The organism is Enterococcus pallens ATCC BAA-351 (assembly GCF_000407485.1).
GTDB classification, from domain to species: Bacteria; Bacillota; Bacilli; order Lactobacillales; family Enterococcaceae; genus Enterococcus_A; species Enterococcus_A pallens.
This window is the reverse complement of the sequence record NZ_ASWD01000002.1, coordinates 582,711-607,806: the sequence shown is the minus strand read 5'-3', so window position 1 is coordinate 607,806 and position 25,096 is coordinate 582,711. Positions and strand designations below refer to the sequence as shown.

At 41.3% G+C, this 25,096-nt stretch carries 19 protein-coding genes; 16 read left to right on the top strand and 3 right to left on the bottom strand.

Annotation, left to right across the window (positions count from 1 at the left end):
- The first annotated feature begins 181 nt into the window (after positions 1 to 181).
- The 11 genes from I588_RS09435 (at position 182) to I588_RS09385 (ending at position 14,445) form a co-directional block, all read left to right on the top strand.
- Entirely contained in the window at positions 182 to 1,144 is a 963-nt protein-coding gene (locus tag I588_RS09435; protein ID WP_010755261.1) for a serine hydrolase, read from the top strand.
- A gap of 48 nt (positions 1,145 to 1,192) precedes the next feature.
- Complete coding sequence (locus I588_RS09430; protein ID WP_010755262.1) at positions 1,193 to 2,164, top strand: zinc-ribbon domain-containing protein; 972 nt, start codon at positions 1,193 to 1,195, stop codon at positions 2,162 to 2,164.
- 215 nt (positions 2,165 to 2,379) lie between these two features.
- Positions 2,380 to 2,784, top strand: coding sequence for a hypothetical protein (locus I588_RS09425; protein ID WP_010755263.1), 405 nt, complete (start codon positions 2,380 to 2,382; stop codon positions 2,782 to 2,784).
- A 129-nt stretch (positions 2,785 to 2,913) separates the two neighbouring features.
- Positions 2,914 to 4,002, top strand: coding sequence for a PQQ-dependent sugar dehydrogenase (locus tag I588_RS09420; protein WP_010755264.1), 1,089 nt, complete (start codon positions 2,914 to 2,916; stop codon positions 4,000 to 4,002).
- Between the two features lie 607 nt (positions 4,003 to 4,609).
- Positions 4,610 to 4,903: a helix-turn-helix domain-containing protein gene (locus I588_RS09415; RefSeq protein ID WP_010755265.1), complete on the top strand. Its 294-nt coding sequence runs from the start codon at positions 4,610 to 4,612 to the stop codon at positions 4,901 to 4,903.
- Positions 4,893 to 5,108, top strand: a complete 216-nt coding sequence (locus I588_RS09410) for a hypothetical protein (protein ID WP_010755266.1) — start codon at positions 4,893 to 4,895, stop codon at positions 5,106 to 5,108. Before I588_RS09415 ends, I588_RS09410 begins: the two co-directional genes overlap by 11 nt.
- A 424-nt stretch (positions 5,109 to 5,532) precedes the next feature.
- Positions 5,533 to 6,039 carry a hypothetical protein gene (locus I588_RS09405; protein ID WP_010755267.1) on the top strand — a complete coding sequence of 169 codons (507 nt, stop codon included), beginning with the start codon at positions 5,533 to 5,535 and terminating at the stop codon, positions 6,037 to 6,039.
- Between the two features lie 9 nt (positions 6,040 to 6,048).
- Complete coding sequence (locus I588_RS09400; protein WP_010755268.1) at positions 6,049 to 6,906, top strand: hypothetical protein; 858 nt, start codon at positions 6,049 to 6,051, stop codon at positions 6,904 to 6,906.
- Between the two features lies 1 nt (position 6,907).
- Positions 6,908 to 12,328, top strand: coding sequence for a hypothetical protein (locus tag I588_RS09395; RefSeq protein ID WP_010755269.1), 5,421 nt, complete (start codon positions 6,908 to 6,910; stop codon positions 12,326 to 12,328).
- A 130-nt stretch (positions 12,329 to 12,458) separates the two neighbouring features.
- The gene (locus tag I588_RS09390; protein ID WP_010755270.1) at positions 12,459 to 13,106 is read left to right on the top strand and encodes a response regulator transcription factor; all 648 of its coding nucleotides are present in this window, start codon (positions 12,459 to 12,461) and stop codon (positions 13,104 to 13,106) included.
- Positions 13,087 to 14,445 (top strand): sensor histidine kinase, encoded by a 1,359-nt coding sequence (locus tag I588_RS09385; protein ID WP_034692306.1) that lies wholly within the window; start codon positions 13,087 to 13,089, stop codon positions 14,443 to 14,445. The genes I588_RS09390 and I588_RS09385 overlap by 20 nt, the downstream gene beginning before the upstream one ends.
- A gap of 38 nt (positions 14,446 to 14,483) precedes the next feature.
- Here the strand turns inward: I588_RS09385 and I588_RS09380 are convergent, their stop codons facing one another.
- A complete protein-coding gene (locus I588_RS09380) occupies positions 14,484 to 14,930 on the bottom strand; it encodes a universal stress protein (protein ID WP_010755272.1) in 447 nt (148 codons plus the stop codon).
- The gene (locus I588_RS09375; RefSeq protein WP_010755273.1) at positions 14,930 to 16,492 is read right to left on the bottom strand and encodes an Nramp family divalent metal transporter; all 1,563 of its coding nucleotides are present in this window, start codon (positions 16,490 to 16,492) and stop codon (positions 14,930 to 14,932) included. The genes I588_RS09380 and I588_RS09375 overlap by 1 nt, the downstream gene beginning before the upstream one ends.
- A gap of 261 nt (positions 16,493 to 16,753) precedes the next feature.
- Between I588_RS09375 and I588_RS09370 the strand changes: the two genes are divergently transcribed.
- The 3 genes from I588_RS09370 to I588_RS09360 all read left to right on the top strand — a co-directional run bounded on the left by I588_RS09370 (position 16,754) and on the right by I588_RS09360 (position 20,841).
- Complete coding sequence (locus I588_RS09370; protein WP_010755274.1) at positions 16,754 to 17,206, top strand: MarR family winged helix-turn-helix transcriptional regulator; 453 nt, start codon at positions 16,754 to 16,756, stop codon at positions 17,204 to 17,206.
- A 17-nt stretch (positions 17,207 to 17,223) separates the two neighbouring features.
- A complete protein-coding gene (locus I588_RS09365; protein ID WP_010755275.1) occupies positions 17,224 to 17,934 on the top strand; it encodes a B3/B4 domain-containing protein in 711 nt (236 codons plus the stop codon).
- 378 nt (positions 17,935 to 18,312) lie between these two features.
- Complete coding sequence (locus tag I588_RS09360) at positions 18,313 to 20,841, top strand: cation-translocating P-type ATPase (RefSeq protein WP_010755276.1); 2,529 nt, start codon at positions 18,313 to 18,315, stop codon at positions 20,839 to 20,841.
- Between the two features lie 26 nt (positions 20,842 to 20,867).
- Here the strand turns inward: I588_RS09360 and thiT are convergent, their stop codons facing one another.
- Positions 20,868 to 21,458, bottom strand: a complete 591-nt coding sequence (thiT, locus tag I588_RS09355) for an energy-coupled thiamine transporter ThiT (protein ID WP_010755277.1) — start codon at positions 21,456 to 21,458, stop codon at positions 20,868 to 20,870.
- 153 nt (positions 21,459 to 21,611) lie between these two features.
- Between thiT and I588_RS09350 the strand changes: the two genes are divergently transcribed.
- Positions 21,612 to 23,993: a glycoside hydrolase gene (locus I588_RS09350; RefSeq protein ID WP_010755278.1), complete on the top strand. Its 2,382-nt coding sequence runs from the start codon at positions 21,612 to 21,614 to the stop codon at positions 23,991 to 23,993.
- Entirely contained in the window at positions 23,990 to 24,799 is an 810-nt protein-coding gene (locus I588_RS09345; RefSeq protein ID WP_010755279.1) for a metallophosphoesterase, read from the top strand. The genes I588_RS09350 and I588_RS09345 overlap by 4 nt, the downstream gene beginning before the upstream one ends.
- Positions 24,800 to 25,096: the final 297 nt, after the last annotated feature.

The window sequence follows — 25,096 nt, the reverse complement described above, 5'->3', positions numbered from 1 at the left end:
AAAGTCTCTTGAAGTGTATTAATTACCCAGTTAGCATCTTGAATAAGACACAAAATCAATTTCACTTCTGCTCTTAACAATAACAAAAAAAGTAAAAAAGATAAATAGGGGATGATTTGTATATGGTAAGTATTATTGATATACTTTTATTAGTCAATAACTTTAAGAGGGTAAATTTAAATTGAGAAAAGCAAACCGAAAAAAGCAACAGCAGCTTAAACAAAAACTGGTCTTGTCAGTTGCTATTTTATTTCTAGCAACTTGCCTGGTCACCTTTTTTTCAATGAAATTGGTAAAAGGGAAGCAGCTAGAAGAAGCTTCTACAGCTCAATCGTTAAAAAAAGCAACCAGAGAAGAAAGCAGTTCAACACTCGGGACAACAGCTACGTCTACTGTTTTGACAACAGAAACTACTCAGCAAGAATCTAGTACCGAGACCACTGATACAGTGGAGGAACTGAAGCCAGAAATTTTGGATGATTCGGGCTTATTAGCTAATGCTAGTCAAGTAAGCTATGGGGTATATTATTTTAAGGATGATAGATATATTTCGAATCAAAATTCAATGCCTACACCATCAGCCAGTGTTATAAAAGTTTTTATTATGTCTTATTTATTTGATAATAATCTGGAGATGCAGACGAACATTAATGGTGAGCCATTAAGTGAGCTTACTCGTAGGATGATTCAAACCAGTGATAACCAAGCAACGAATACGATTATTGACTATGTTGGGATGGAACAATTGAATAGTTACTTTATAAGTGCAGGCTATTCTGATACCCAGTTACAGCGTAAAATGTTAGATGAACAAGCAATGAGTCAAGGAAAAGAAAACTATACATCATTAAATGATACGATGTCTTTTCTAAAGAAAGTCTACCAAAATAGTGAGACTTATCCTTATTCATCAATGCTTAATCTAATGTTAGGACAACAAATCAGAACCAAAATTCCCAATAAATTACCTGCGAATGTGACTGTAGCTAATAAAACAGGCGAACTTTCAGGGGTAGAAAATGATATTGGATTAGTTTTAGATGAAGAGGAGCCATTTGCAATTGTTGTTCTTTCTAATGGTGTAGTAAATAGTGAAGGAATGCGCGATGCAATTGGGAATTTCACTCTACTTGCGTTGAGATAAAGAGGTATGAGGGTGTTGGGTTAGTCTAATTGAAAAGGAGTGTAAAAAATGAAATATTGTCCGAACTGCGGAGCAGCAAACCAAAAAGATGCGGCATTTTGTGAACAATGTGGACACAAATTCGCTTCAGAAACAGAAGAAAATATTACAACAAATAATGATAATCAAACAGAAGAAACAGACCATTTACAAACTGTTCGAAATGCTACACGAACGCATCAAAACAGTAAAACACCTTTAATTATCGGCATAGTGGTACTTTTAGGTATAGTGGTTGGAGCAGGAATATTTTTTGCTTCTTATCGAAATAATCCTGAACCGGCAGCTTCTCGAACAACCTCATTGGCTTCCAGAGAAAGTTCAAGTGAGCAGTCAAGTGAGACCTCTGAAACCGTAGACGACGATTTATCAAAATATGATGAGATTATTCAAGAAGCAAAGGAATTAACTATCAATGGGGAATTTAAAGAGTCTTCATTAAAGTTGGCATCAATTCCTGTAAGTGATCTTTCCAAATCTGAATTTCGTGTGATTCGTGATGCTGTTCAAGATCTGACTCAGCAGAACAATATTGGAATTCAAGAGGAAAAATCTGAAGAAATGAAGCAATCAAACAATGCTAATCCAGGCAGTGTTTCAACTGGCGGTTTTGTTGATGATTTTGCAAAATGGGCGAATACGTATACCTTTTACTATTCTCAAAGCGGACAAAAGCATAGTTCGTTGACGATTGCTGCTAATGGAGGAGTAACCCAAAATAATTATGATGGCACACAATACTTTGGTAAAGCGTCGATTTCTAGCGCTAGTGGAAGTGTGTTAAGCTATGAAACAAATGAACTGTACCCTAGTTCAATGCCAAATACAAAATCTATTCGTCCTGATGTACAGATCCATGTTAAATGGGACACAGGCGGTTCACAAACTTTTTATGGCTATCTATCTTACTCTTCTCGTTTAGCCCTAACTGATGGTGTAAATAAAGGAGCTGGAGTAAACGAGGTTTGGATTTCCTATTAAGCTTTTGATTTTTAATAAGAAGATTCGTAAAAACGGTTGATCGAGAAAGATCAACCGTTTTTTTCTCTTTAAGTTTTCATTTGACACCCCACCAAAAGGGCCGTATAATTCAGTTATATAAAATTGTGAAAAAATTCACTAATGGATTTCTGAAGCTTTGGTTTAATAAGTGAGGCACTCACTTTTTAAAATAGAGAAAATTAGGAGTGGAAGATATGGAGAAATTGATGCTGGCAACAGAAGATATTTTTTTAGACACTACCAATTCGGAACCATGTATGGCTGCTGAATGTGCGAAGCTGGTAGAGTATTTGCGACGCAGGAACTTTGAGACAGGTTTAGTTTTACTGGACGATTCGAAGAAGATTGATGATTCGGTGGAGGAAGCAATAAACCTTCACATAACCGTTGAAGAAATCTTCGATAAACAAACCTTTCCCCACCATACGAAATACTTTTTAGATAATTCACCAGAGCGCTTGGAAAAGGCCGCAGACAAGGGATTCATCCCGGTTCTGATTACAGAAGATTCGAAGGAGAATGTGGCGTTTAACTGTTCGACCTTTCCCTCCGTCTCAGATTTCCATCTTTCTTTGATTCAAGCAAATTTTGAAGCGTAATAGAATAGATAAGGCTGTAGAGAGGCTTAGCTTTCTACAGCCTTTTAAGCATAATTTTTTACAGTATCTTTTCTTAGATGGTACCTTGGAAACTAGGAAAGCGTTAAAAAAAGACCAGGAGTGATACGAATGAAAAGAATACTGATCTTTGGTGCCATTGCCAGTATTTTTCTGACTGGCTGTGCGGCAAACGAAACGACGAACACGAGTACTGATGCAAGTACGAATGAAATCTCCAGCTCCACCAGTAATCCAGCCAACGCGGAAACCGAAGTAATCGCAGACAATTTAGATGTTCCTTGGGCAATCGAAAAAAACAATGACACGATTTACTTAACCCAACGAGGCGGGTCAATTATCCGAATTGAAAACGGTGAAACCCAGGAGCAGCCGGTAAATTTTGACGAAACGGTCTCGTCTGCCTCAGAGGCGGGATTTCTCGGCTTTGTTTTAAGACCAGACTTTACTTCTTCTAATGAAGCATATGGCTATTACACCTATGAAAAAGACAGTGATCGCATGAACCGAATTGTGAAGCTGCATTTAGATGGAAACCAGTGGGAAGAAACCGAGGTACTGCTGGATGAAATCCCTAGTGGAGCCAATCATCATGGCGGCCGGATGAAGATTGGTCCAGATGACAAGCTTTATGTTACGACAGGGGATGCTTCTGTTCCAGAAAATGCTCAGGATATGGATTCTCTAGCAGGAAAAATTCTGCGCATGAATTTGGACGGCTCTATTCCTAATGATAATCCATCAGCTGATTCTTATGTTTACAGCTACGGACACCGTAATGCTCAAGGGCTTGCCTGGTCTGATGACAGTACCATGTATGCCAGCGAGCATGGCGCCAGTGCCAACGATGAAATCAATGTAATTGAAGCCGGTCGGAATTATGGCTGGCCAGAAATTGAAGGAAACGAAACCCGCGATGGTATGGAAGCACCGTTGTTTACCTCTGGCAGCAACCAGACCTGGGCACCTTCTGGGATGGGGTATCATGATCAGAAATTGTATGTTGCTGCATTGCGTGGAAATGCCGTGCTGGAATTCGATCTAGCTAATAATCAGCAACGAGAAATGATGACAGATTACGGACGTATCCGTGATGTCTATATTGATGGCGATAATCTGTATTTCATCACCAATAACCGCGATGGCCGAGGCAGTCCGGCTGATAATGATGACCAGCTGATTCGAGTTCGTTTGCAGTAGTAAGTGAATAGAATAAATATGGACACAGACAAGCTTAATGACTAAGTTTGTCTGTTTTTTATTGCCCAATTGCCCTTAAGTTTTTACAATCAATCAGACGACCAATTCGGCTTTGTAAATAGTTCAATACATAACCTTTGTGCGCTAGCTTATCTGTTGGAGCCGAAAATGTTTAGAGATGAACAACAGGTAGTTTAAATAATTACCAATGATGGTTTGGCAAAAGGAAAAATTCTTCATTAAAAAGGAAAAGCTTCCAAAAACTGGAGTCTGGAGATATAGTAGTCACTTATCAAGACATTGAGCACTGGCATGGTGCTGCTGCAGATGGATGGTTTGAATATATTGCCATTACCAACGGAAATGTTGAATGGTTAGAAACGGCAGACAAGGAAAACATTTGTAATTTTCGAGCGATGTAATTTTGAAGGACGTAAAGAGCAGCTCTTGCGTCTTTTTTTGTATAACAAAATAAGTTTAAACCCCGTCATATCAAGGAAACAACGTAGCGTTGAGCAGTAAATTATCCAGTCAACAAATTCGTTACCTGAAAAAGCTGGTGAGTAGTTCAACAGATGCGTTATACTGAAATAGAGGAGGATAACTCATGATTAAGATTGGTTCACAGCTCAAATATTACCGTGAAAAAAATCAACTCACTCAAAAGGATGTCGCTGTTGTTCTTCATGTAACGCCTCAGACCATTTCTAAATGGGAACGTAATAAGAGCTATCCGGATGTGGATCAGCTGGTGAGCCTCAGTGAAGTTTACAAGGTTAGTGTTGACAAGCTGATCGGTCGTGCCAAACCTAGCATCTTAGACTATTTAGCCAATTCCCAAAACCTAAAAAACTATTATGGTATTCCAACAGTAAAGGAGGATGACACTCATGGAACATAAATTGAATAAAGCAATTTTGATCTTATACAATCTGTGTGGAATTTCGTTGTTTGTTGTTTTGGGTAAAGCGGGTATGGCGCCTCCAGTTGGGTATGTGCCTCCTGGTTTGCTAATTATCGGGTCGATTCCATTTATTGCGTTGGTTGCTGCACATGTTGCATTAAAAATTGTAAAAAGAAAAGCTAAGAAGGTGTCAAAAAATTAACAGCATAGAATATAGGAAAAGAGAATGTGCGGTCGGCATTCTCTTTTTTTGTTGTATTCGTCAACTCGTTGCTGAAGGGATTATTCCTGTTAAATAAAAAGTGGTCAGAAATAGGCTTTCTTCCGGATTTAATAAATCTCATTTCCGCTTAAATCAGAGGTATTTTTCCTTAATTGTTGTAGTCAAATGACTTTTGTTTAGGAATTTTTAAAAAGTGCTAATTATGCTCTAATAATTCCATTTTGATTATAATTCTATGATAAAATAGTTTTAGATAAATGATAGATATAAAAGGTATTTCAATGCTATAATAGGAATATTGTGTGAAGAAATAGGATATTTAAATAATCTAAATAATAAAAATTTTTGTGCAACAAAAAAAGGTTCAGCAGGGGAAACATTCAGCTTGGAGGGAGGGATTTTAATGATAGATTTAATGAAAAGAAATCGTTATAAATTAGCAATTGTATTGAGTGTGTCAATTGTTTTCTTCTCTCTAGTTGTGAGCTTAACCTATTCGAAGTTCCATGCTTCCTTTGAAACAGATACTGCAACCAGAACGGCTTTTTTTCTAGGGGATCGTTTTGAATCCATTCCAATAAATGCAGAAATAGCTCCTGGTGAATCACGTGAAATAGCAATAGAAGTTTCTGACAGGGATGGAGCCAAGCGGATTGAGACCTCGATGCGTTATATCATTGAATTGGAAAGCTATGGCTCGTTACCTCTAACTTATGAGTTGTATAAAGACCAGGATAAGCTGAATTTTACAAATAATCGGGTAGAAGGAACTATGCAAGTAGGAGCTCAACAACCGCAAATACATAATTATCACTTGAAGATAATTTGGCCGGAGAATGAGAAAAATGCTGTGCATGAAAATAATTTAATCGCTATTCGTTTAAATTTGCGAGCAGAACAAATAGATTAGGTGGTACATATGAAGAAAGCTTTACTATCTAAATGTAAAGAAAACAGAACCCAGATGATTATTCTTTTCGTCATCGGTTTTTTATGCTGGGGTTCTTATGCTCTGGCGAAGTATTTTTCTCAACAGACCCAAGATTCAACAGCTAAGGCCGTTGAGATGTTTTTTACAAGTGATTTATTAAAGGAATCTGTCAGTGATGCCAAAGAGTATGATTATCTAATTGCTGAATGGGAAGCAGGCGATACAATTAGCATTGAGCTGAGAAATTTTCCTGACAGTGAGCGTTTAACCAATCGAAACATCACTTATACAGTTGAAGTAAACGATCCTACAGCAACTTTCAAGGATGCAAATGGGGGGATTTCTTCTACTGCAGGCGTCACAGAGGCACTGACATTGGCTAAGGATAGTCAAGAAGCTGCAACGATTGAGATTAAGTTGGGAGACGACTTTTTAGATGGTGTAGCTAGCGGGGCAGGAAAAGTTGCGACTGTTAAGGCAAAGGCTTCTTATCCTTATACTAAGGAACTCACTGCTCGTTTTATGATTGAAAAAGCTGCTAGCGGATTTAAGGTAGTTGTTGAAGATGCAGTGGACAGTCCTTATGCAAAAGTAATCGTAACAACAGAAGAAGAGAAGCAGCTTCAGTTAGTCTGGAACAGTGATGCAGTTGTTCCTGATCAAACCAATCCGATAATTGACAACAAAACGATTACAAGTGATAACAACAATAAAGTCATTGATTTGGGCACATTGGAAGATACTGGTTCTTTTACGTTTTACATGATGAAATATGATGAGTCAAAAGATTATACAACGAATCACGCAGGGATTTTTGATGTAATTGAAAAACAAGGGGGAGGATAGGATGAAACAATTAAAAAAAGCCGTTTTTCTTGTTTTAGCAGCAGGATTAATCGCCCTTCCTTTAACAAATAGTGTGGTCGCACTAACGGAACCGGCCTATGCAGCAGAAAGTGAAACGTCAAATAGCCTAGAGAGCAGTGCAGCAGAAACGCTTGCCGACAAAACTAGTCTTCCGATAGAAAAAAGCGAAACGCCAACAGAAGAGTCTACAGAGTCTAAAGAAGTTCCGCCAGCAATAGCTGAAAGCCATGCTTCAGATGAAGAACTGGTGGATGAAGGAGAACAAGAACAGACTGCCACAAGTCAAGAAGACGAAAAAGAGGAACAGGATCTTCTCCATTCCTTAAGAGATGCAAATGAAACCTTCATTTCAGGTATCCAAAGTGATGTGAATGGAGAATTAACCCCAGTTTATTTAAGAGACGAGCAGGAAGCTGAACAGGTGGCTGTTAATTGGAAGGTTCTAAAAAATGATGGCTACTTGCTGGGATTTCAATTAAACGATGCTGCTTCAGGGGCAACCTCTAGACAAATAGAGGTCGTTGTTCCGCGAGGTATTCTGGTTAAAAAAGATCATTTGCAACAGATTGTAGAAGACAATGCCAATATCAACAGCTATTCGGTAAAGGATATAGAAAATACAGTGACCTATCAGCTGGGTCTGAATTTTAAAAAGGCATCATTTGTCGACCCTTTAGCAGGAACCGACCCTTTTTCGAAGGATTATGTAACGGGTGCGACCATTGTTTTTGATGTGTCTCCTTATGTAGGTACCTTGGGTTTTCGAATCAATTTGCTGCCTAACTATGAAGACGGAACAACCAACAGTCCCAATTTCTGGACGGGTATCAGCGGAGATAGCTTAGTTCGTCATCAGCCGTTGAAAGTCAAATTGATCGAAAATGATACACCGGTTAAAAGCTTAGTCATGGATGATTTTATTATTCCAAGTGAGGTTGAGCGTACAGCAACGGTTAGAAGTCCTGACAGCGGCTCTGTTAATCTAGGACCGCAAACGTTGGATGATGAGCTGCAAATGATTATTCAACCACGGTTACGTAATAAAACAGAAAACAACAGCAACAACGCTTATTACGTGGGCAATGTTTCTTATCAGGTGTATGTTCCATATAAAAAATTATCTGGTAACAATTATTTATCGGCAGAGTTGTTAACAGATAAAATGGATGCTTGGGTAAACAGTATTACTCAAGCAAACAATGGTGAGCAAATTGTTACTTATTCGGTAGATGACTTAGCGGATGGAAGAAAGATCGTCACCTATTCTCTAGCCAATCCCAATCAAGAATATCTGATAAACGTTGTTGATCTCTCCTTGTATTATCGTTTGTTCAGTGAAGAGAATGAAGAAGGGGAATCCTTTGCTGAAGGCAATTCGCTGTTTTATACGCAGAATAGTTTAGGCTGGATCTTTCATAATTATCGATACGCAGAAGATGGAACACCAGTAATGGAAGAGAATACCCAGATTCCTCTCACTGATCCGACAAATCAAGCAACAATTACTAGTAATTCTGCTTTTAAATTTGCTTTCATTAATGATCCGTCGAAGCATTCAACTATCTCGGTTAAAGATACTGAGGCAATAACGCTGTTAGGTAACGCCTTAATCAGAAATGATTCGACTGCCTTAGGAACGGCACGAGCTACCTACAAGTTTGACACCGGAACAACTTGGAATTACGGAGTTACTACTGTGCAGTTTTGGACCGTTTATGCTACTACGGCAACGCTGGCCGAATCTCGTGAGTATACTTACAATTTTGACTTTATTTTGCAAAAAAAAGGAGCTCCTGCTGGTGAAAATCTAGTAAAAGGAACCTATGCACTAACACCCAGTCAGCAATATCAAGATGTTAAAATCAGCCGATCAGATGGAAAGAAATCAAATCTTCTAGGGTATGACAAGCCGAAAGAACGCTACTATTATTATGTGAATCGTCAGATGTTGTCTGGAGGAACCTTCACAGAATCCTTGCCGGCGGACTTTGACATTAACGATTACTATATCAAAGAATTAGCCTATGATTTGGAGATCACTTCACCTAACTATATTAGTGGTGACAGTGGTCGACCGAAAGAAGGCGGCGGACAATTTTTGGGCCATACCTTCGGCAACACTAATTCTAAAGGAGTGGCAAATTTTGAAATAAAGCCAGCGCCGGGTTATTCAGGCGACACATTAAACGGTTCCTCTACAACGACCATCATTGAAAAAGAGCCCACTAACAAAGATGTCGGGTTATTATTGGATGATTCTGGAACAAGAATGACGATAAAAAATGAGAATGGGCAGACCCTTAGTACGATTAATCATGCAGTGGATGTTGGCAAGAAAGTAACCGTTAATGCAAATGCTATAGCCAGCTTTTACCCATATGGTGCCACTAACTACGCGCCAAATCCTGTTTTTCTAATTCGAACACCGCTGGATATGGATCTGGATGTCGGATCCATTAAGCTAACGCAAAATAATCGACAGCTTAGTTATACAGTAGATGATCCTATTTTATTGGACGATGAGAGCAAGCTGTATTATGTCAAGCCGACCAACAGTGATGGGCTGGGCTATTATAATGAAGATCGAGAGTTGATTGGGGAAGCAATTACGATCAATTATCAAATGGCTGTCAATATTCGGGCACGATCGGAAGCCATTTCCTATCGCGAGCTGTTGTTTGTGACAGATCAAAAGTTGGCTGCGCATCTTTCAGGCAGCTATTCGAGCAGTCTTGTTGCAGATAGCTGGGGCATTGCTGCAAAACTAGGAGCAGGAAAAGCTGGTTTTTACACTGATAAGGGCACTACTTATCTGGCTGCCACCAAACTGGGATACGTATTCAACACGAATCCTGCCAAATTGGATTTTGGCTACGACCTGGAGCTGTCCTCCAACGTTACCAACGATCCTACTGCCAGTAAAGGCAATGGCCTGTTAGATCAGAATGCCACCATTTTTAATTCTAAATTCTTCTTCAAAAATGTCAGACAGGCAGGAGAAGTGGACAACAACGGTCGCTTTGTCTTTTATTTACCGATTGCTAAAGAAGGGCTGGTTCCGGAGTGGAGAAATGCTCAGCAATCGAAGCCCGATTATTCCTTGTCTTTAAAAGGGCGGGTGACCATTCAATCGACTAAAGGGGTAACCTATACGATTCGCTATTCGACCGATCGAGGCAAAAAATTCCATAATGGAAATGCCAGCTTTGCAGGGGATGCTACGCATGCAGACTATAAAGAATATCGTCAGGTGGATGATAGTTTAGACAGTGTGACAATGATTAAGGTTGTTGCCGAGCCGAACGAAGAAACAGGCTATATCATTCCCTTTGGAGAGGAAATGACGGCAGATATGCCGCTAGCTTACAGCTCGGATAATTCTGCCGACTTTGCGACTCTTGCGGGGAAAAAGGCGTATTGGACGCCGTACGTTTCTTTTATTTACAGTATGAATGGCTCAAGAAATGAATTTAATGATCTTGCACCAGAAAATACGTTACGAATACGGTACCGACCAGCACCTAAAACGATCGATATTTGGGCTTATAAATCAACCGATTATCCCAACGGTGAAAGTGAGGGCTGGAATAAAACAGCAAATGTGGCATTGCCTAGCTTCGTTAATCACTTTGATTTGCAAATCAATCAATTGACCTCTTCAAGCTTAGAGAATATGAACTTGGCCTCAATTGCTGAAATTGGTGCCAATATAAATGAGCCAGTCAGCTATGGAAATACTACCTTTGGCTTTGGCACTGGGCTCAATATTACTAACCTAGGTGAGGAAACGGCCTTTAAAGATTTGAGTACGGCATTAACAAATAATCTCGCAGTAGGCACAACGGACAATTCCAATAACCTGAATTACAAGATTTATAATACGAATAACATCAATGATACGTTTGGTGATCGCCAAGTAGTATTAACCTATTCTTCTGCAGGCAGCGATGATCTTTTGTTTACGATTATCTTGAACATTAAACGCAAGGCTTCTACCATTGAGGCTCATCCAGCTTTAACAGCTGGGAAGGTTTATCGTGAGTTTACCGATACAGGAAACAGCATTACTACTTTAGAGGATGGTGCGTTTACCCTTCAAGTGGCTTATGAAGTTTCATCAATCGACAGTTTGCCTGTGAATGCAAGCGAAGAGGATATTTATTTAAAATTTGGAACAATTGATTCTGCTGGTTCCTCCGTAAACGGACTGCCTCCTGAAGATACGATCTTGATGAAGGTTCAGTCTATGGGGACAGATGGTCAAAGGGTAAAACCAGAGTATTATTACTATAAAAATACTTCGTCTGTGCAGCAGAAGGAAATCAAGTTAACTAAATTTGCTAAAATGGGGACGGAAACAGCTTCACCAGAGTTCTTAACGATGGAAACCATCAGTCAGCATGTGAAAGAGGCCAAAAACTTGTCCTATCTATTTATCTTTGATTTTGCCAATCAAGATGCAGTGCCATCAGATACAGATACGATTGGTTTGCAGCTTGATTTTGATGAAAATGCACCAGTAGGCAATGAAGGGTTCATTATTGAACAAAAACGTTCAATTACCAATACGACTTCTCTATTGAATGCTGGGACTTATCAGCCTCATGAGCCAATTCAAGTGAATGGAGTATTCACCCTCAGTGATATCACAGGGGCGATAGACAGCTATAATCAGGACAAATCGCTGGCTCTGAATCTGGAATTGTATGAGGTAAACGGCTCAACAGCAACTAAGGTGAATTGGCCACAGGGAGTATTGCTTCAAAATAGGCAGGATGCAAATAATCCTGGCAGTTTAATCAGACCCAAAAACGTAAATGGCGACCTGCAGTTTGTCTATCCAGCAGGAACCATTACGAATACGTTACGGAATTTGCCTTACCAGCTGACTATCTATACAGATGTTCAAGCACTGACAGCTGGAAAAAATTACGAAATAAAGGTTTCCGCCCGTAAAAGCTATTCTGCAAGCCATTCATTGAATGGTGAAGAAGTCTTAAACAGTAAGGAACTAAATTTCCAGATTGTGCCGTCTGTTCAGTCCGGATTAAAGGTAAGTACGACGGATTCTTCACTGGTGTATAACCAAACAAGTAATCAGCAGGCAGCTATGAGGTTCAACGCAACAAATATAGAAAAAGTGGTACCAGTTCTTCAAAAGAAGGTCGGTACTAATTATTACCCAGAAACTGCTTGGTCAGATATAATAGCCACCCCTCTGCCAAGTGGGCTTGATCCAGCAGTAACTAATCCATTTACCATCAGGTTTAAAAACCAATTAAACGAAAGCTTTAACGGCGAATATCGAATTGTCTTTGAAGCTTACGAGAAAACTACAGATACAGAACCATTATATGAAACTGCTTGGACCTTAATTATTTGGGACCCGCCAGCTAATTAAGTCAAAACGATTCATCCTTTGTGATAGGATGGATCGTTTTTTGTTAGAATTTATTAAGATGGCGTGATTGAATAGTAAAATGAAGCATAATGAGTATAATTTGGATAGCTAAGAGAAAGGACTTTTTAAGATGAAGCTCTTACTATGTGAAGATGAAGATAAGATGCGGGAATTGCTGAAGCGCTTCTTGGTGCATGAAGGCTATACGGTAGTGGAGGCCACCGATGGCGAAGAGGCGCTAGAGGCTTTTTACCAGGAGAAATTTGATCTGGTGATTTTGGACTGGATGATGCCTAAAATTAACGGGTTGGAAGTTGCTCAGCAGATGAAGCAGGAATACAATATAAAAATTTTGATGCTAACGGCCAAAAATATGCCGGAGGATGAAGTGGAGGCGCTGATTGCCGGTGTGGATGATTATTTGGCGAAGCCGTTTCATGCGAGTGTTCTGCTGGTACGAGTGGCGAAGCTTTTAGGCGTTATCCAACAAAATTTGAAGCAGCCATTGGTGTTTATTCCTCAAGAAAAACGGGTACTGCTGCATCATCAGGAGTTGGATTTAACTAAAAAAGAATATGATCTGCTCTATTATTTTTACCAAAACCAGCAGCAGGTCCTGACCCGCGAACAGCTTTTACTGGCAGTTTGGGGTTCAGATAATGAGAATGATGAAAGAACTGTGGACAGCTTTGTGCGAATCATGCGTGGCAAGCTGGGCAAGGGATTTATCCATACGGTCTACGGAACGGGGTATCGCTTTGAATTACCCGAAGAGTAGCTTAACCCGGAGATTTATTCAGCGGATTGCCTTGATTTTTGTGGTTGTGGCGGTTCTCTTTGGCTTATTTTACCGCTGGGTTTTTCCTACGTACTATTATTGGAAAATGGAGCAGCCGGTCAAGCAGGCGCAGGAAATGCTGCAGCAGGGAAAGCAGCCGCTACTTTCAGATGATCTGGTACTGGTTAAAGTGGAGAGAGAGAGCTTTGCTACCGAAGAGGAGCTGACGAATGAGCTAGCCTTTCGCCTGAATCAAAATGGGATTTCCTTAAATCGTTTTTGGGTGGACACCACTACCTTGGAGGCGCTGCAGGCTGGCCGTTCAGTTCAGCGTTTGTACAATCAAACGAAGCAAAAGAATGATTTTTACACAATCTTTTTAGTGCAGGACCAGCAGCTGTATATGATTGGTACGAGTATTCCTGATTTTAAAGCGGCGATTCAGACGCTGCTGCCGATTTTGATAGCGACAACCGTGGTGTTTTTGCTGCTGCTGTTTGGTTTGATTGTATTATTAGTGCGTAAACAAATTATTAAACCAATTGGCCGGCTGGAGCAGGCGACCCGCAGTATTTCCAATTTGAATTTTGCTGATTCGGATATTCAGGAGGAAAACGAGTTAGGCAGCTTGAGTCAGTCGATTAATCACATGAAGCGTTCGCTGCAGCAGCATGAGATGGAAATGCTGGAGCGCAACGATCAGCTGAAAACTTTTTCGGCTAATTTGGCCCATGAGCTGAAGACGCCGCTTTCAGTGATGCAGCTGCTGGTGGATAGTGAAGAGATGGGGCTGAACAGTCCAACTTTTTTAAGTGATATTGATCAGCAGCTAGCCAATATGAATGAGCTGGTGACACAAATATTGGCTTACAGTCAGCAGCTGAAGGAAGAAATCGCGATAACCTCTGTGGATATTCAAGCTCTATTGGATAAAAAGCTGCACCAGCAGCAGGTAATTGATCCTGCTTTTCAGGTGGACGCCCAGCTGGAGTCCAGTGTGCTTGCTACGAATGAGGCCTTACTGGAAATTGTAGTATTGAATCTATTGACTAACGGCTTGAAGTACAGCTTAGATAAAAAAATGACGATTAAAGGTCAGCGGCAGGCAACCAAATATAGCTTAACGTTTGAAAATAAAGCCGCTCCTCTGTCACCGCAGCAATTTTCTCAGCTAACTGATCCGTTTGTTGTAGGAGAGCAATCCCGCAATACCCATTTGTCAGGAACCGGCTTAGGCCTTTCCATTGTGGAGCAGTCGTTGAAATCCCTTGGAGGCGAGCTGCTCCTGCAGCAGGAAGCCGGACAATTTATCGCAAGGGTAAGTTTACCGATCAAATAAAACAAAGTCTGGAATGAACCAAGCATTCCAGACTTTGTTTATTTGATAATCATTACTGAAATTGGTGAATGCTTTGCTATATAGGAGGCACTCGTACCAAAATACCCCTGAATCCCATGGTGAGCTCGCGATCCGATAACCAATAAGTCAGCTTGAGTATTCGGCAAAATGGCATTGATTATTTTTTCCGCCGGGTCACCTTCCTCTGACATTAGTTCAATCTCCTTTACCCCATGAGCGACGGCGTATTTCCGATATTCTTCCAGCTGGTGAATTAAGTTTTTTCGCTGTTGAGTCATGTGAGTATCATCCATTACCTCGTAGACATTCATCTCATTGATTTCCAAAATCGTACAAATAATCAATTTAGCACCTTCTTGATACGCACGATCCACCGCATATTTAAAAGCCTTTTGGGCATTTTCCGAATCATCTACACCGACCAGCATACATTGGAACTTTTCTAAAACCTCATGATTTACCATCAATGACTTCCTTCTTTCAGTAAGGCTTCTTCAACGCGTTTATTGCCTTTATACAAATCATAAATAGTCCAGGCCAAGAGCAGCAAGACTAAAACAATAATGACATAAGCGATGGAATCAGCCAATAGTAATTGATCGGTGGAGGCTTGATCGCCGAAAAAGCCTTCAATTTGACCTGGTAAACCAATCAGGTTCAAATAAGTCAACCCAATCACTGAAATCCAGCCTAAAACTTTTACCATTAAGGTATTCTTGAATCTTTCTCCCATTTCTGCTCGGCTGTCAGTCATCATCAATAGCGGAATCATGGAAAACGGCAAAGCAAAAGCCAGAAAGACTTGCGAGTTGTTCATTAGGTTATTTAACGCTTCATGCTCCTCAATCGTTCCTTTGCCGCTGGTTAACAGGACACAAACTAAAACAGGAACAACAGAAATCAAACGAGTAACTAATCTTCGCAGCCAAATTGGCATCCGCATATGAATGAAGCCCTCCATAATTACTTGCCCGGTCAAGGTTCCAGTAATCGTTGAATTTTGACCAGAGGCCAGCAAAGCCACCGCAAACAAGGTGGACAGCAAACCAGATTTAGCCACGGTGATCAAAATCCCATTGCTTAGAGTAGACGGATCAGAAAGGGCCTGATATAAACCAAAGAAGGAAGGGTCCTTCACTGCACCCGTCTTAAACACAGCCACTCCCATAATCAAAAGCAATGCATTGACGAAGAAAGCCATGGTCAGCTGAATATTGGAATCCCAAGTAGAAAAGCGAACCGCTTCGGCGACACTTGCTTCATCGCTGTGATCAATTTTTCGAGTTTGCGAAACAGCTGAATGCAAGTATAGATTGTGAGGCATAACCGTAGCCCCGATAATTCCCAGTGCTCCAGTCAAGGGTGTTTGTCCTCCAATTGACGGTTCGTTAGAAAAGGTGTGACTGTTTGGGATAAAGCCCTTGAACATTGCTCCCCAATCAGGATTGGATAAGGCCACTTGATAAATAAACACAAACAAAATGACAAAAATCAAACAGACCACAATGGCTTCGATTTTTCGAAAGCCGATCTTAGTCAACAAAAGCAGCAATAAAACATCAAAAACAGTAATAAAGACGGCGATGACTAACGGAATATTAAACAGCAGATACAAGGCAATCGCTGCCCCGATAACCTCTGCAATATCCGTAGCCATAATCGCCAGCTCCGTTAAGATCCACAAAACAATTCCCAGCTTTTTACTAGTACGGGCCCGAATCGCTTGAGCCAAATCCATCTGGGTAACAATCCCTAATTTTGAGGCCATATATTGCAGCAGCATAGCAATCAAGCTAGACATTAAAATTACCGACATTAACAAATATTGAAAGTTTTGGCCGCCAGTAATCGATGTTGACCAGTTTCCGGGGTCCATGTAGCCAACTGCTACTAATGCACCTGGCCCGGAATAAGCCAACAAGGTTCGCCAAAAGCCCTTCCCCTTCGGAACAATCACGGTTCCATTTATCTCCTGCAGTGATGGGCCATTGGCATGGTCAACCAGCTTATGTTTCTTCTCGCTCATTAAAAAACCACCTTTCAATCGATCATTTCGAATCTATCATACACCTAAATAAGGTATAACGAAAGCGAAAAATATGGTGTACCTAATTTTTTCTGATTTATTTCAATAAAAAAAGGGATGAGAAGGCTATTTCCAGATGTCAAAGGCCAATTTTTGGCTTTCAATAAAAATTCGCTTAAAAGTATCAACAAGCTATCATTAAATATTGTTGCATTTGCAACAAAAATAGAGTAAAGTAAAACACACAAAGGGGCTGAAGCAATGAACGAAGTATTAAGAGAGATTGGAATGATTGCTCGAGCCTTGGATTCCATCAGCAACATCGAATTTAAAGAGCTTGATTTGAATCGGGGGCAGTACCTGTACTTAGTCCGGATTTATGAAAATCCTGGAATTATTCAGGAGCAGTTAGCAGAATTGATTATGGTTGATCGCACGACCATTTCTCGAGCAATTAACCGCCTGCAGGAAAAAGGGTTCATTTATCGACAGGAGGACCCCATCAATAAAAAGATCAAACGGCTGTATGTCACTGAGAAAGGCCAAGAGCTTTACCCGTACATTATGCGAGAAAATGAGTATTCTACCCAAACCGCTTTGGCTGGCTTAACAGCAGCAGATATTCAGCAGCTGCAGGAAGCTTTGAGTATCGTACGAGGAAATGTCAGCTCTGATTGGGAGTTTGTCAAAAAAGGAAATAAGCGAAACTATTAAGTGAATGGAGAGTCGTTATGAAAAAAGTCATCATTGATCCAGCCTTTTGGGAATTATTCCCACAAGGACAAATAAATGTATTAGTTGTTAAAGGGGTGGATAACCATTTCCAAGCAGGCCAGGAAGATAGCTTAAAGCAGCTTTTATCAGAAGCAAGTCAAACAGCCCAACAATTTGTCCAGGCGGAGTCTATTAGTGAGAATCCCGTCGTGGCCCAGTGGCGAGAAGCCTTTAGCCAATTCAAAACTAAAAAAGGGGCTCGTTCCTCAATCGAAGCTTTATTGAAGAGGGCGAAGCAAGGGCGTGATTTTTTACCCATCAATCCTTTAGTGGATGTTTACAACAGCGTTTCACTTAAATACGGTGTTCCCTGCGGTGGTGAAGATATTGAACAGCTTCAAGGTGATTTGCATTTAGGAAAAGCCCAAGGCGGCGAAGCTTTTTTCCCATTGGGAGCAGAGAAGGATGCCCCGGCTCTTGAAGGAGAAATCATTTACTATGATGAAGCTGGAGCCGTTTGCCGCTGCTTGAACTGGCGAGAAGCAAAACGGACGATGCTGACAGAGAAAACAACGAATGCCGTCTTTTTTATTGAAGCCATCAATTCGGAACAAGCCGAGCGGGCAAATGAAGCGGCTGCTGAATTAAGCAAGCTTTTCAAGGAACAGCTCCAAGTGGAAAGTGTTGGCAGCCAATTAACGCGGGAAAACAGTGAGTTTATATTATAGTATTGTTGTCCAATCACTTTCGGGTGGTTGGCTTTTTTCATGCTAGTCTGAAAAAAATTGACCTTACAGCATGAAGCTGTAGCAGGCGATTGGAAAACGGCTGATTTTGGCCGAACGCTTGCAGGGATAAAAAATAATTAGGAATTTTTTAAACAGCTGAAAGCTAGAATTATCAAGGGTTATAGCCATTCTCTGTTTTTTTATCGGAATTTTTTGGAAGATATTTGTTGATTTTCTAAGTCTAATGTGAAAGAATAGAGCCAATTGAAAAATAGACTTAGTACCGATCGCCGGATGGGTACTTCAAAAAGTCAGCCAAACTAACTGTAGGCTTTTGTGGTTAGTTTGACTGGCTTTTTTTGTTAGGAGGTAACAGGCATGAATAAAAATTGGAACAACAAAGGGCTTACAGCCAGCGAAGTGAAGGAACGGTTAGCAAAGTATGGAGAGAATACGATTCAGCAGGAAGCGAAGAAAAGTTTTCTGCGTTACCTGTGGGATGCGCTGAAGGACATCACGATTTTGATCCTGATCGTGGCAGCAGGTCTGTCTGGTTATGTTGCGTATCAAAACCATCCCGATGATTTGACGGAGCCGCTAGTTATTGTGGGGATTGTTATCTTAAATATTTATCTATCCATTCGTCAGCAGAAAAAGGCAGAAAAATCGATGGATGAGCTGAAGAGTTTTAATGTCCCCGAATCCAAGGTTTATCGCGAGGGACGTTTGGTCAGCATCAAAAGTACTGACATTGTGCCGGATGATTTGCTGCAGCTGGAATTAGGGGATCGGGTGCCTGCTGATGCACTACTGCTTAGTGCCACTAACTTTTTAGTGGATGAATCCTTCTTAACTGGAGAAAGTGAACCTAGTGAAAAGGATGTGGCGTATGTTCCAAGCGAGAGCGATTCGATTGGTGATATGAAAAATCGTATTTTCTCAGGTTCCATGGTGGTTAGCGGACGGGCAACAGCGGTGGTAGAAACCACCGGAATGGCTACGGAAATTGGTAAAATCTCCGGTATGCTGACCGAGGCGGCTCCAACCCTGGCACCGCTACAGATTCGGATGCAAAAGCTAGGAAAAAGCTTAGGGCTGTTGGCGATTTTGGCAGGCGTCTTAGCCATTCTGATTGGTTTTGTTCGCGGTTATGCGATTGAAACAACGTTGATGACGGCTATTTCCATGGCGGTGGCTGCTATTCCAGAGGTGCTGCCAGTGGTGGTTACTATTTCGTTGTCCTTTGGTATTCGTAACATGGCTAAGCGCAATACGATTGTGCGAACCCCTACAGCAGTTGAAACGATCGGAAACGTATCAATAATTTGCTCGGATAAAACCGGTACAATCACTGAAAATAAAATGTCGATTGAAAAAATTTATCCTGCTGACAAAAATTTAAGCGAAAAAGAGCTGCTGCTGTATTTTTACTTAGCCAGCAACATTACTGGTGATGAAGGAAATATTGGCAATCCCACGGAACTAGCAATCAAAAAAGCGGCTGAACAGCTGTTTGATCAACAAAAATTGCAGCAGCATTTAACTAAGTTTCAGCGAGTACATGAAATTCCCTTTGACTCCAAACGCAAACGGATGACGGTGATTTATCAAACGGAAGACGGCTACCTCTCAGTAACTAAAGGTGCGTTTGATCGTCTGGCAATTGTGGAGGATAAGACCGAGCTGATGAACATTCACGATGATCTAGCCAGCCAAGCGTACCGAGTACTGGGAGTTGCTTACAAAAAATATGAACAGCTGCCGGAGGATTTAAACGCCGCTGCTATTGAAGAACAGCTAAGCTTCGGCGGCTTCATCGGAATTATTGATCCGGCCCGCAAGGAAAGCTATCATGCGGTGGAGGTAGCTAAAAAGGCCGGGATTCGTCCAATTATGATCACGGGTGACCACCTGCTGACAGCCCAAAAAATTGCAGCGGATGTGGGCATTCTGGAGCCAGGTACCAAGGCTATGACCGGGGCTGATTTAAGCAAATTATCCGATGAACAGTTATCACAAGAAATTCATGAGTATCGAGTATTTGCTCGAACAACGCCAGAAGACAAAATTCGAATCGTCAAAGCCCTCCAGCAGAACGGCGAAACAGTGGCCATGACCGGGGATGGAGTAAACGATGCACCAGCCTTGAAAGCGGCGGATGTGGGCATTTCGATGGGCAGCGGGACCGAGGTTGCGAAGGAAGCCTCAGATATGGTGCTGTTAGATGACAACTTTGCTACGATTGTCGATGCAGTCAAAGAAGGACGGCGAGTCTACAGCAACATTCGGAAATCCTTGTATGCCATGTTAGGCTGCAACATCTCAGCTTTGACGATTGTATTGATTTCGATGATTGTTGGCTGGGGAGCCCCAGTGACTGCAATTCAGCTGCTGATTATTAAAGTAGTTGCTGATGGTATTCCCGGCTTAAGTCTGTGTGTGGAACCGGCAGCTAAAGACATCATGCTGGAAAAACCAATCAAAAAAGGCACTAGTATTTTCGCTAATGGTTTATTGAAGAAGATTATCGAGATTTCGGTCGTATTTACGGTGCTGACCTTAGCGGCAATTTATGTGGGTCACTCGGTAGCTTTGCAGAATACAGCACCCTCATTGCTGATTTCTAATACGATGACCTTTATTGTATTGGGCTTAACGACAATTATTCATATGTACAATTGCCGCAGCAGCCGCTCAATTTTCACCATCGGCTTTTTGACTAATAAGCTGTTGCTAACTACGACAATTGCCGGTACGGTTATTATTCTGCTGCTAGTAAACTTACAGTCAACTGCCAGAGTCTTTGGCTTTACCAATTTGACCATGAGCCATTGGCTGCTAGTGCTAGGTTTATCGATTGCTCCGCTGATTTATATCGAAACCAAAAAACGGTTAGGTAAGTTTTAAGTCAAAAAATCCCTCTGACAATTGTGTTAGAGGGATTTTGGTGATTCTCTAGGAACAAACAACGAACGGGAGACGTTGAAAATAAACACTAGAACGACTGACACAAAAATGCCATTGGCTAATGCTGATGTCCCGTTAAAAATAAAGGAATACAAAAAGGGATTCATATTCTCAGGAGCATAGGCGCCCCAGACAAACACACCGGCCCAATAATGCCAAAACCAGCGACTGAAGGCAGCGATGAAGCCGCCTGCAATAATCAAGAAAATTGATTTGCGTTTTTGCTGAGCCTTTATGGCCGTATGCAGCTTTTGGGACAGCACACCGCCCATTCCGCCAAAGGTAAAGGCAAAGGGGTATTCAAAAATAATTTGCGGCACACTGATAAAGTTGCGCATAGCCGAACCCACCACGATGGTAAGCAAGCCCCAAGTAAAGCCTGCCATCAAAGCAGGCGCTAACCCGCGACGAAAGGAATACAATACTAAGGGGACAAGTCCTAACGACAAATCTAAACTGGCATTTAATGATTGAACGGGCAGAAAGGATAGACTCATTGCCAAAGCAGCAATCAGCGTACCTTCAATCCAGACATTCAGCGATATTTTTTTATTCATAGCGACCTCGCTTTTATAGTATGTAAAATAGTCTACCAAACAACGCCAGCGGGTAAAAGCAAAAATAGTCGATTCCCGTAAATTTGCACAAGTTTTGCATAATCCTTTTGTATCCTTCTGTTTGTACAAGAACGAACCTAGGAGGAACAACCATTGGAAAACAAAACGAAAAAGAAACTAATTATTGGCGGCTTGACAGCGGCATTGCTTTTATCAGCCGGCAGTTTGGCAGCTGTAGTTACTCATTCAAAAAAGGATCAGTCAGAGCAGCTTTCTTTAAGCTTTGATGCCAAGAAGATTGCTAAAGAAGACGCTAAATACAGCATTAAGGACGTTGATTTTGCTATCGATCCTGCTACCTTTCAGCTGAAGCTGACTGCTAAGGATCATCAATTTACCTTTGGCGGCAACCAGCCGGAAGCAGTGGCTAATGTCAAAAAAAACAAAAACCGTATTTCGTGGGAATATCCGGAAAAAGGCTTGCACGTAGCTGTCACCAAACAAGACGATCACCTGCAGGTAAAGGTAACGCCTCAATCGGAGAAGGCTGAAGTGATCGAATTTCCAAAAATTCAAGGAGACCACTATTACCTGCCAATTGGCGAAGGCAAAAGCATTCCGGCTGACAATGCCAGCTGGCAAAGCTATTTCCAGGAAAACAATGAACTGGATCTAAATGAGAGTTTCTCCATGTCCTTTCTGGCAGCCGCTCAAAAGGATACGGCGGCAACTGTCATCATGGAGAACAATTTTAACCAAGAGCTGGACGAAGATTCTGAAACACCTAAGCTGGATTTTCAATTAAAAACCAACCTCAACCGTTTCAATCGTAAGCAGGCGCAAACCTATGATATTTATTTATCAGAAAACAACCCAGTGGCGGTAGCGAAGCTTTACCAAAAGAATCGGATTGAAAAAAATCAATTCACTTCGCTGGCGGAAAAAGCCAAAACGACTCCAGACGTGAACAAATTAATCGGAGCACCTCATATTTATTTCTGGCAAAGCCGCATTTTGACTACCGAGGATGTAAACTGGCAAAAACTGCAAAAGGAAGACCATCAAAAGCTGTTTCAGCAGGTGGGAGATTTATTAGCGGAGCATTCAGAGGATGGTCGGGAAGAGTTTGATCAGGCCATAGCCGCTTTGCAGCAAGGAGAAGCTTACAAATATGAGAAGAATACGATTTTGACTGGGTTGAATACAGTCTTGGCCTATCCAGATTTTTATAATCCGGAAGTATTTCCGACCTTAGACCAAAAGGATCAAAACTATCTAAAAAGTGTTAAAACCGAGATGCCAACTGAACGCAGCTTTTCGATTAACAAGCAGCTGCTTAAAGAAGAACTGGCAGATAGTACTAAACCGTTAGAGCAGTGGGGACAGCAAACTAGTACAAATGTAATTCAGGAAATGAAAAAAAGCGGGATTGAGCATGCTTGGGTTGGCCTGGCCAATTGGAATGAAGGCTTAATCAATCCTGCGTTTGTTCAAACAGCGAAGAAGGACGATTACCTAATCGGGCCTTATGATTCCTATCAGTCGATTCACGAAACACCATCACTTGATTGGAACACAGCTGGCTTCAAAGACAATCCTGATGTTTACAATAATAAAACTATCATGAAGCCTTCTGGTGAATATGTTTCTGGTTTTCTTGGCAAAGGACGCAAGGTGAATCAAACCTTGATTCCCGATGAATGGCACTATCGTCTGAAGCAAGTGGCCTCAAAGGAAGTTCCTTTTAACACGTGGTTTTTAGATACCGATGCAGCTGGAGAAATTTACAATGATTTCAATCCGAAGCATCCAACTTCAATTAATGAAGATGTGAAGGCGCGACTAAAACGCGCTGACGGCCTTGCGGATAACGGGATGGTAGTCGGTTCAGAAACCGGAAATGATTACTTTAACCAAGGCATGGTTTTTGCTCATGGGCTGGAAACACCGGTTATTGCCTGGAGTGATCCTGATATGCGGGAAAACAAAGAAAGCCCCTATTATGTTGGCGGATATGCATCACTATCAGATGGTATTCCCGAACGGTACAGCAAGCAAGTACCGATCAAAGAAGAATATAAAGCCACTACGATTGATCCAGAGTATAGTGTGCCTTTGTATAAGTTAGTGTACAACGAATCAGTAATTACGACGCATCACTGGGAGTGGGACAGCTATAAAATTCAGGACGAAGTGCAAAATCGCCGATTGAAGGAATACTTGTACAACGTACCACCATTGCTGCATTTAGATGCAGCAACTTGGCAGAAACGGAAGCAGGATATCGTTGCGAACACCAAGCATTGGCAAGCATTCCAAACAGCAGCAATCAATCAAGAAATGACAGACTTTACTTATTTAACCGAAGACAAATTGGTACAGGAAACCAAATACGGCGACGATCTATCAGTAATTGCGAATTTCTCAGATCAGGTGCAGCAGGTGAAAGACACCAGCCTGCAGCCTCACACCGCATTAATTACCAATCACGGAAAACAAACAGTGATTGAGAATCAGAAAGCAGGGAACGAATGAGACGAAAAATAATGATCGGCCTGCTACTGCTGCTGGTATTTATTCCCTTTTATGCTTTCAAAATTGAACCGAATTTAGCAGTCGTTCACCGTCTAGAGCTGGGGGATCAAAGCAAGCCAGCTGAGTTAAAAGTCGTGCAGCTTTCAGATATTCAAGTGTCGGAAAGCTACGCGACCAATCGCTTGGATAAAGTAATCAAAAAGGTAAATCAAGAAAATCCCGATATCATCGTATTTACCGGCGATTTATTCGATAATTATGCTCAGTACAATCATGAACAGGAAATCATCGATAAGCTGAGTCAAATGAAGGCAACCATGGGAAAATACGCAGTCTGGGGCAATCATGATTATGGCGGCGGAGCTTCACGAGTGTATCAGCAGGTGATGAATGCGGCCAATTTTGAAGTCCTGCAAAATACAGGTGAAACGATCACTCTCGCTAATGGCAAACAGGTTTTTATTGGGGGCTTGGATGATTCCTTGTTAGGGAATCCCTCCATTTCTGGAACCTTGGCTTATCGTCAAGGGTACGATTATTCGATTTTACTTACTCATGAACCGGATGTGGCAGATGGCTTTATCGGAACCAACACGCAACTGGTATTAGCTGGTCATAGTCACGGCGGTCAGGTTCGCTTGCCTTTTTATCAGGTGAAAAATGTCTTAGCGGAGAAATACGTTCGCGGCTTATATGAATTAAGCGACTACACGCAACTGTATGTAAACACTGGCCTGGGAACGACAGCGATTCATGCTCGTCTCGGTGTGCCGCCAGAAATTTCCAGCTTCACCTTGCATTTTTAATGGACAAAAAGCATACCACTGGTCTTAAATTTAGTTTTGAGATCAGTGGTATTTTTCACCTAAATTCCCTAACTGGTATTAGATTTTGGTCTTTTTTTAAGGGAGTAAAACAAAGAGAAAATAAAAATGAGAAAACATTAATAATAAATCGGTTTTATAAAACCCTTGTATATCAATAGCTCAGCTTATGTGAATTGATTTTTTGTAACCGCTTAATAATTATTTCTTGACAGCTTTTAAAAGACCACCTTACACTTGTCTTGTGGTTATAACCAGTTACGAAGGTGGGAGAACAAC

Excerpts from the sequence above, each read along its gene's own strand:
- I588_RS09430 (WP_010755262.1), top strand. The coding sequence starts at position 1,193 with ATGAAATATTGTCCGAACTGCGGAGCAGCAAACCAAAAAGATGCGGCA.
- I588_RS09425 (WP_010755263.1), top strand. The coding sequence starts at position 2,380 with ATGGAGAAATTGATGCTGGCAACAGAAGATATTTTTTTAGACACTACC.
- I588_RS09420 (WP_010755264.1), top strand. The coding sequence starts at position 2,914 with ATGAAAAGAATACTGATCTTTGGTGCCATTGCCAGTATTTTTCTGACT.
- I588_RS09415 (WP_010755265.1), top strand. The coding sequence starts at position 4,610 with ATGATTAAGATTGGTTCACAGCTCAAATATTACCGTGAAAAAAATCAA.
- I588_RS09410 (WP_010755266.1), top strand. The coding sequence starts at position 4,893 with ATGGAACATAAATTGAATAAAGCAATTTTGATCTTATACAATCTGTGT.
- I588_RS09405 (WP_010755267.1), top strand. The coding sequence starts at position 5,533 with ATGATAGATTTAATGAAAAGAAATCGTTATAAATTAGCAATTGTATTG.
- I588_RS09400 (WP_010755268.1), top strand. The coding sequence starts at position 6,049 with ATGAAGAAAGCTTTACTATCTAAATGTAAAGAAAACAGAACCCAGATG.
- I588_RS09395 (WP_010755269.1), top strand. The coding sequence starts at position 6,908 with ATGAAACAATTAAAAAAAGCCGTTTTTCTTGTTTTAGCAGCAGGATTA.
- I588_RS09390 (WP_010755270.1), top strand. The coding sequence starts at position 12,459 with ATGAAGCTCTTACTATGTGAAGATGAAGATAAGATGCGGGAATTGCTG.
- I588_RS09380 (WP_010755272.1), bottom strand. The coding sequence starts at position 14,930 with ATGGTAAATCATGAGGTTTTAGAAAAGTTCCAATGTATGCTGGTCGGT.
- I588_RS09375 (WP_010755273.1), bottom strand. The coding sequence starts at position 16,492 with ATGAGCGAGAAGAAACATAAGCTGGTTGACCATGCCAATGGCCCATCA.
- I588_RS09370 (WP_010755274.1), top strand. The coding sequence starts at position 16,754 with ATGAACGAAGTATTAAGAGAGATTGGAATGATTGCTCGAGCCTTGGAT.
- I588_RS09365 (WP_010755275.1), top strand. The coding sequence starts at position 17,224 with ATGAAAAAAGTCATCATTGATCCAGCCTTTTGGGAATTATTCCCACAA.
- I588_RS09360 (WP_010755276.1), top strand. The coding sequence starts at position 18,313 with ATGAATAAAAATTGGAACAACAAAGGGCTTACAGCCAGCGAAGTGAAG.
- thiT (WP_010755277.1), bottom strand. The coding sequence starts at position 21,458 with ATGAATAAAAAAATATCGCTGAATGTCTGGATTGAAGGTACGCTGATT.
- I588_RS09345 (WP_010755279.1), top strand. The coding sequence starts at position 23,990 with ATGAGACGAAAAATAATGATCGGCCTGCTACTGCTGCTGGTATTTATT.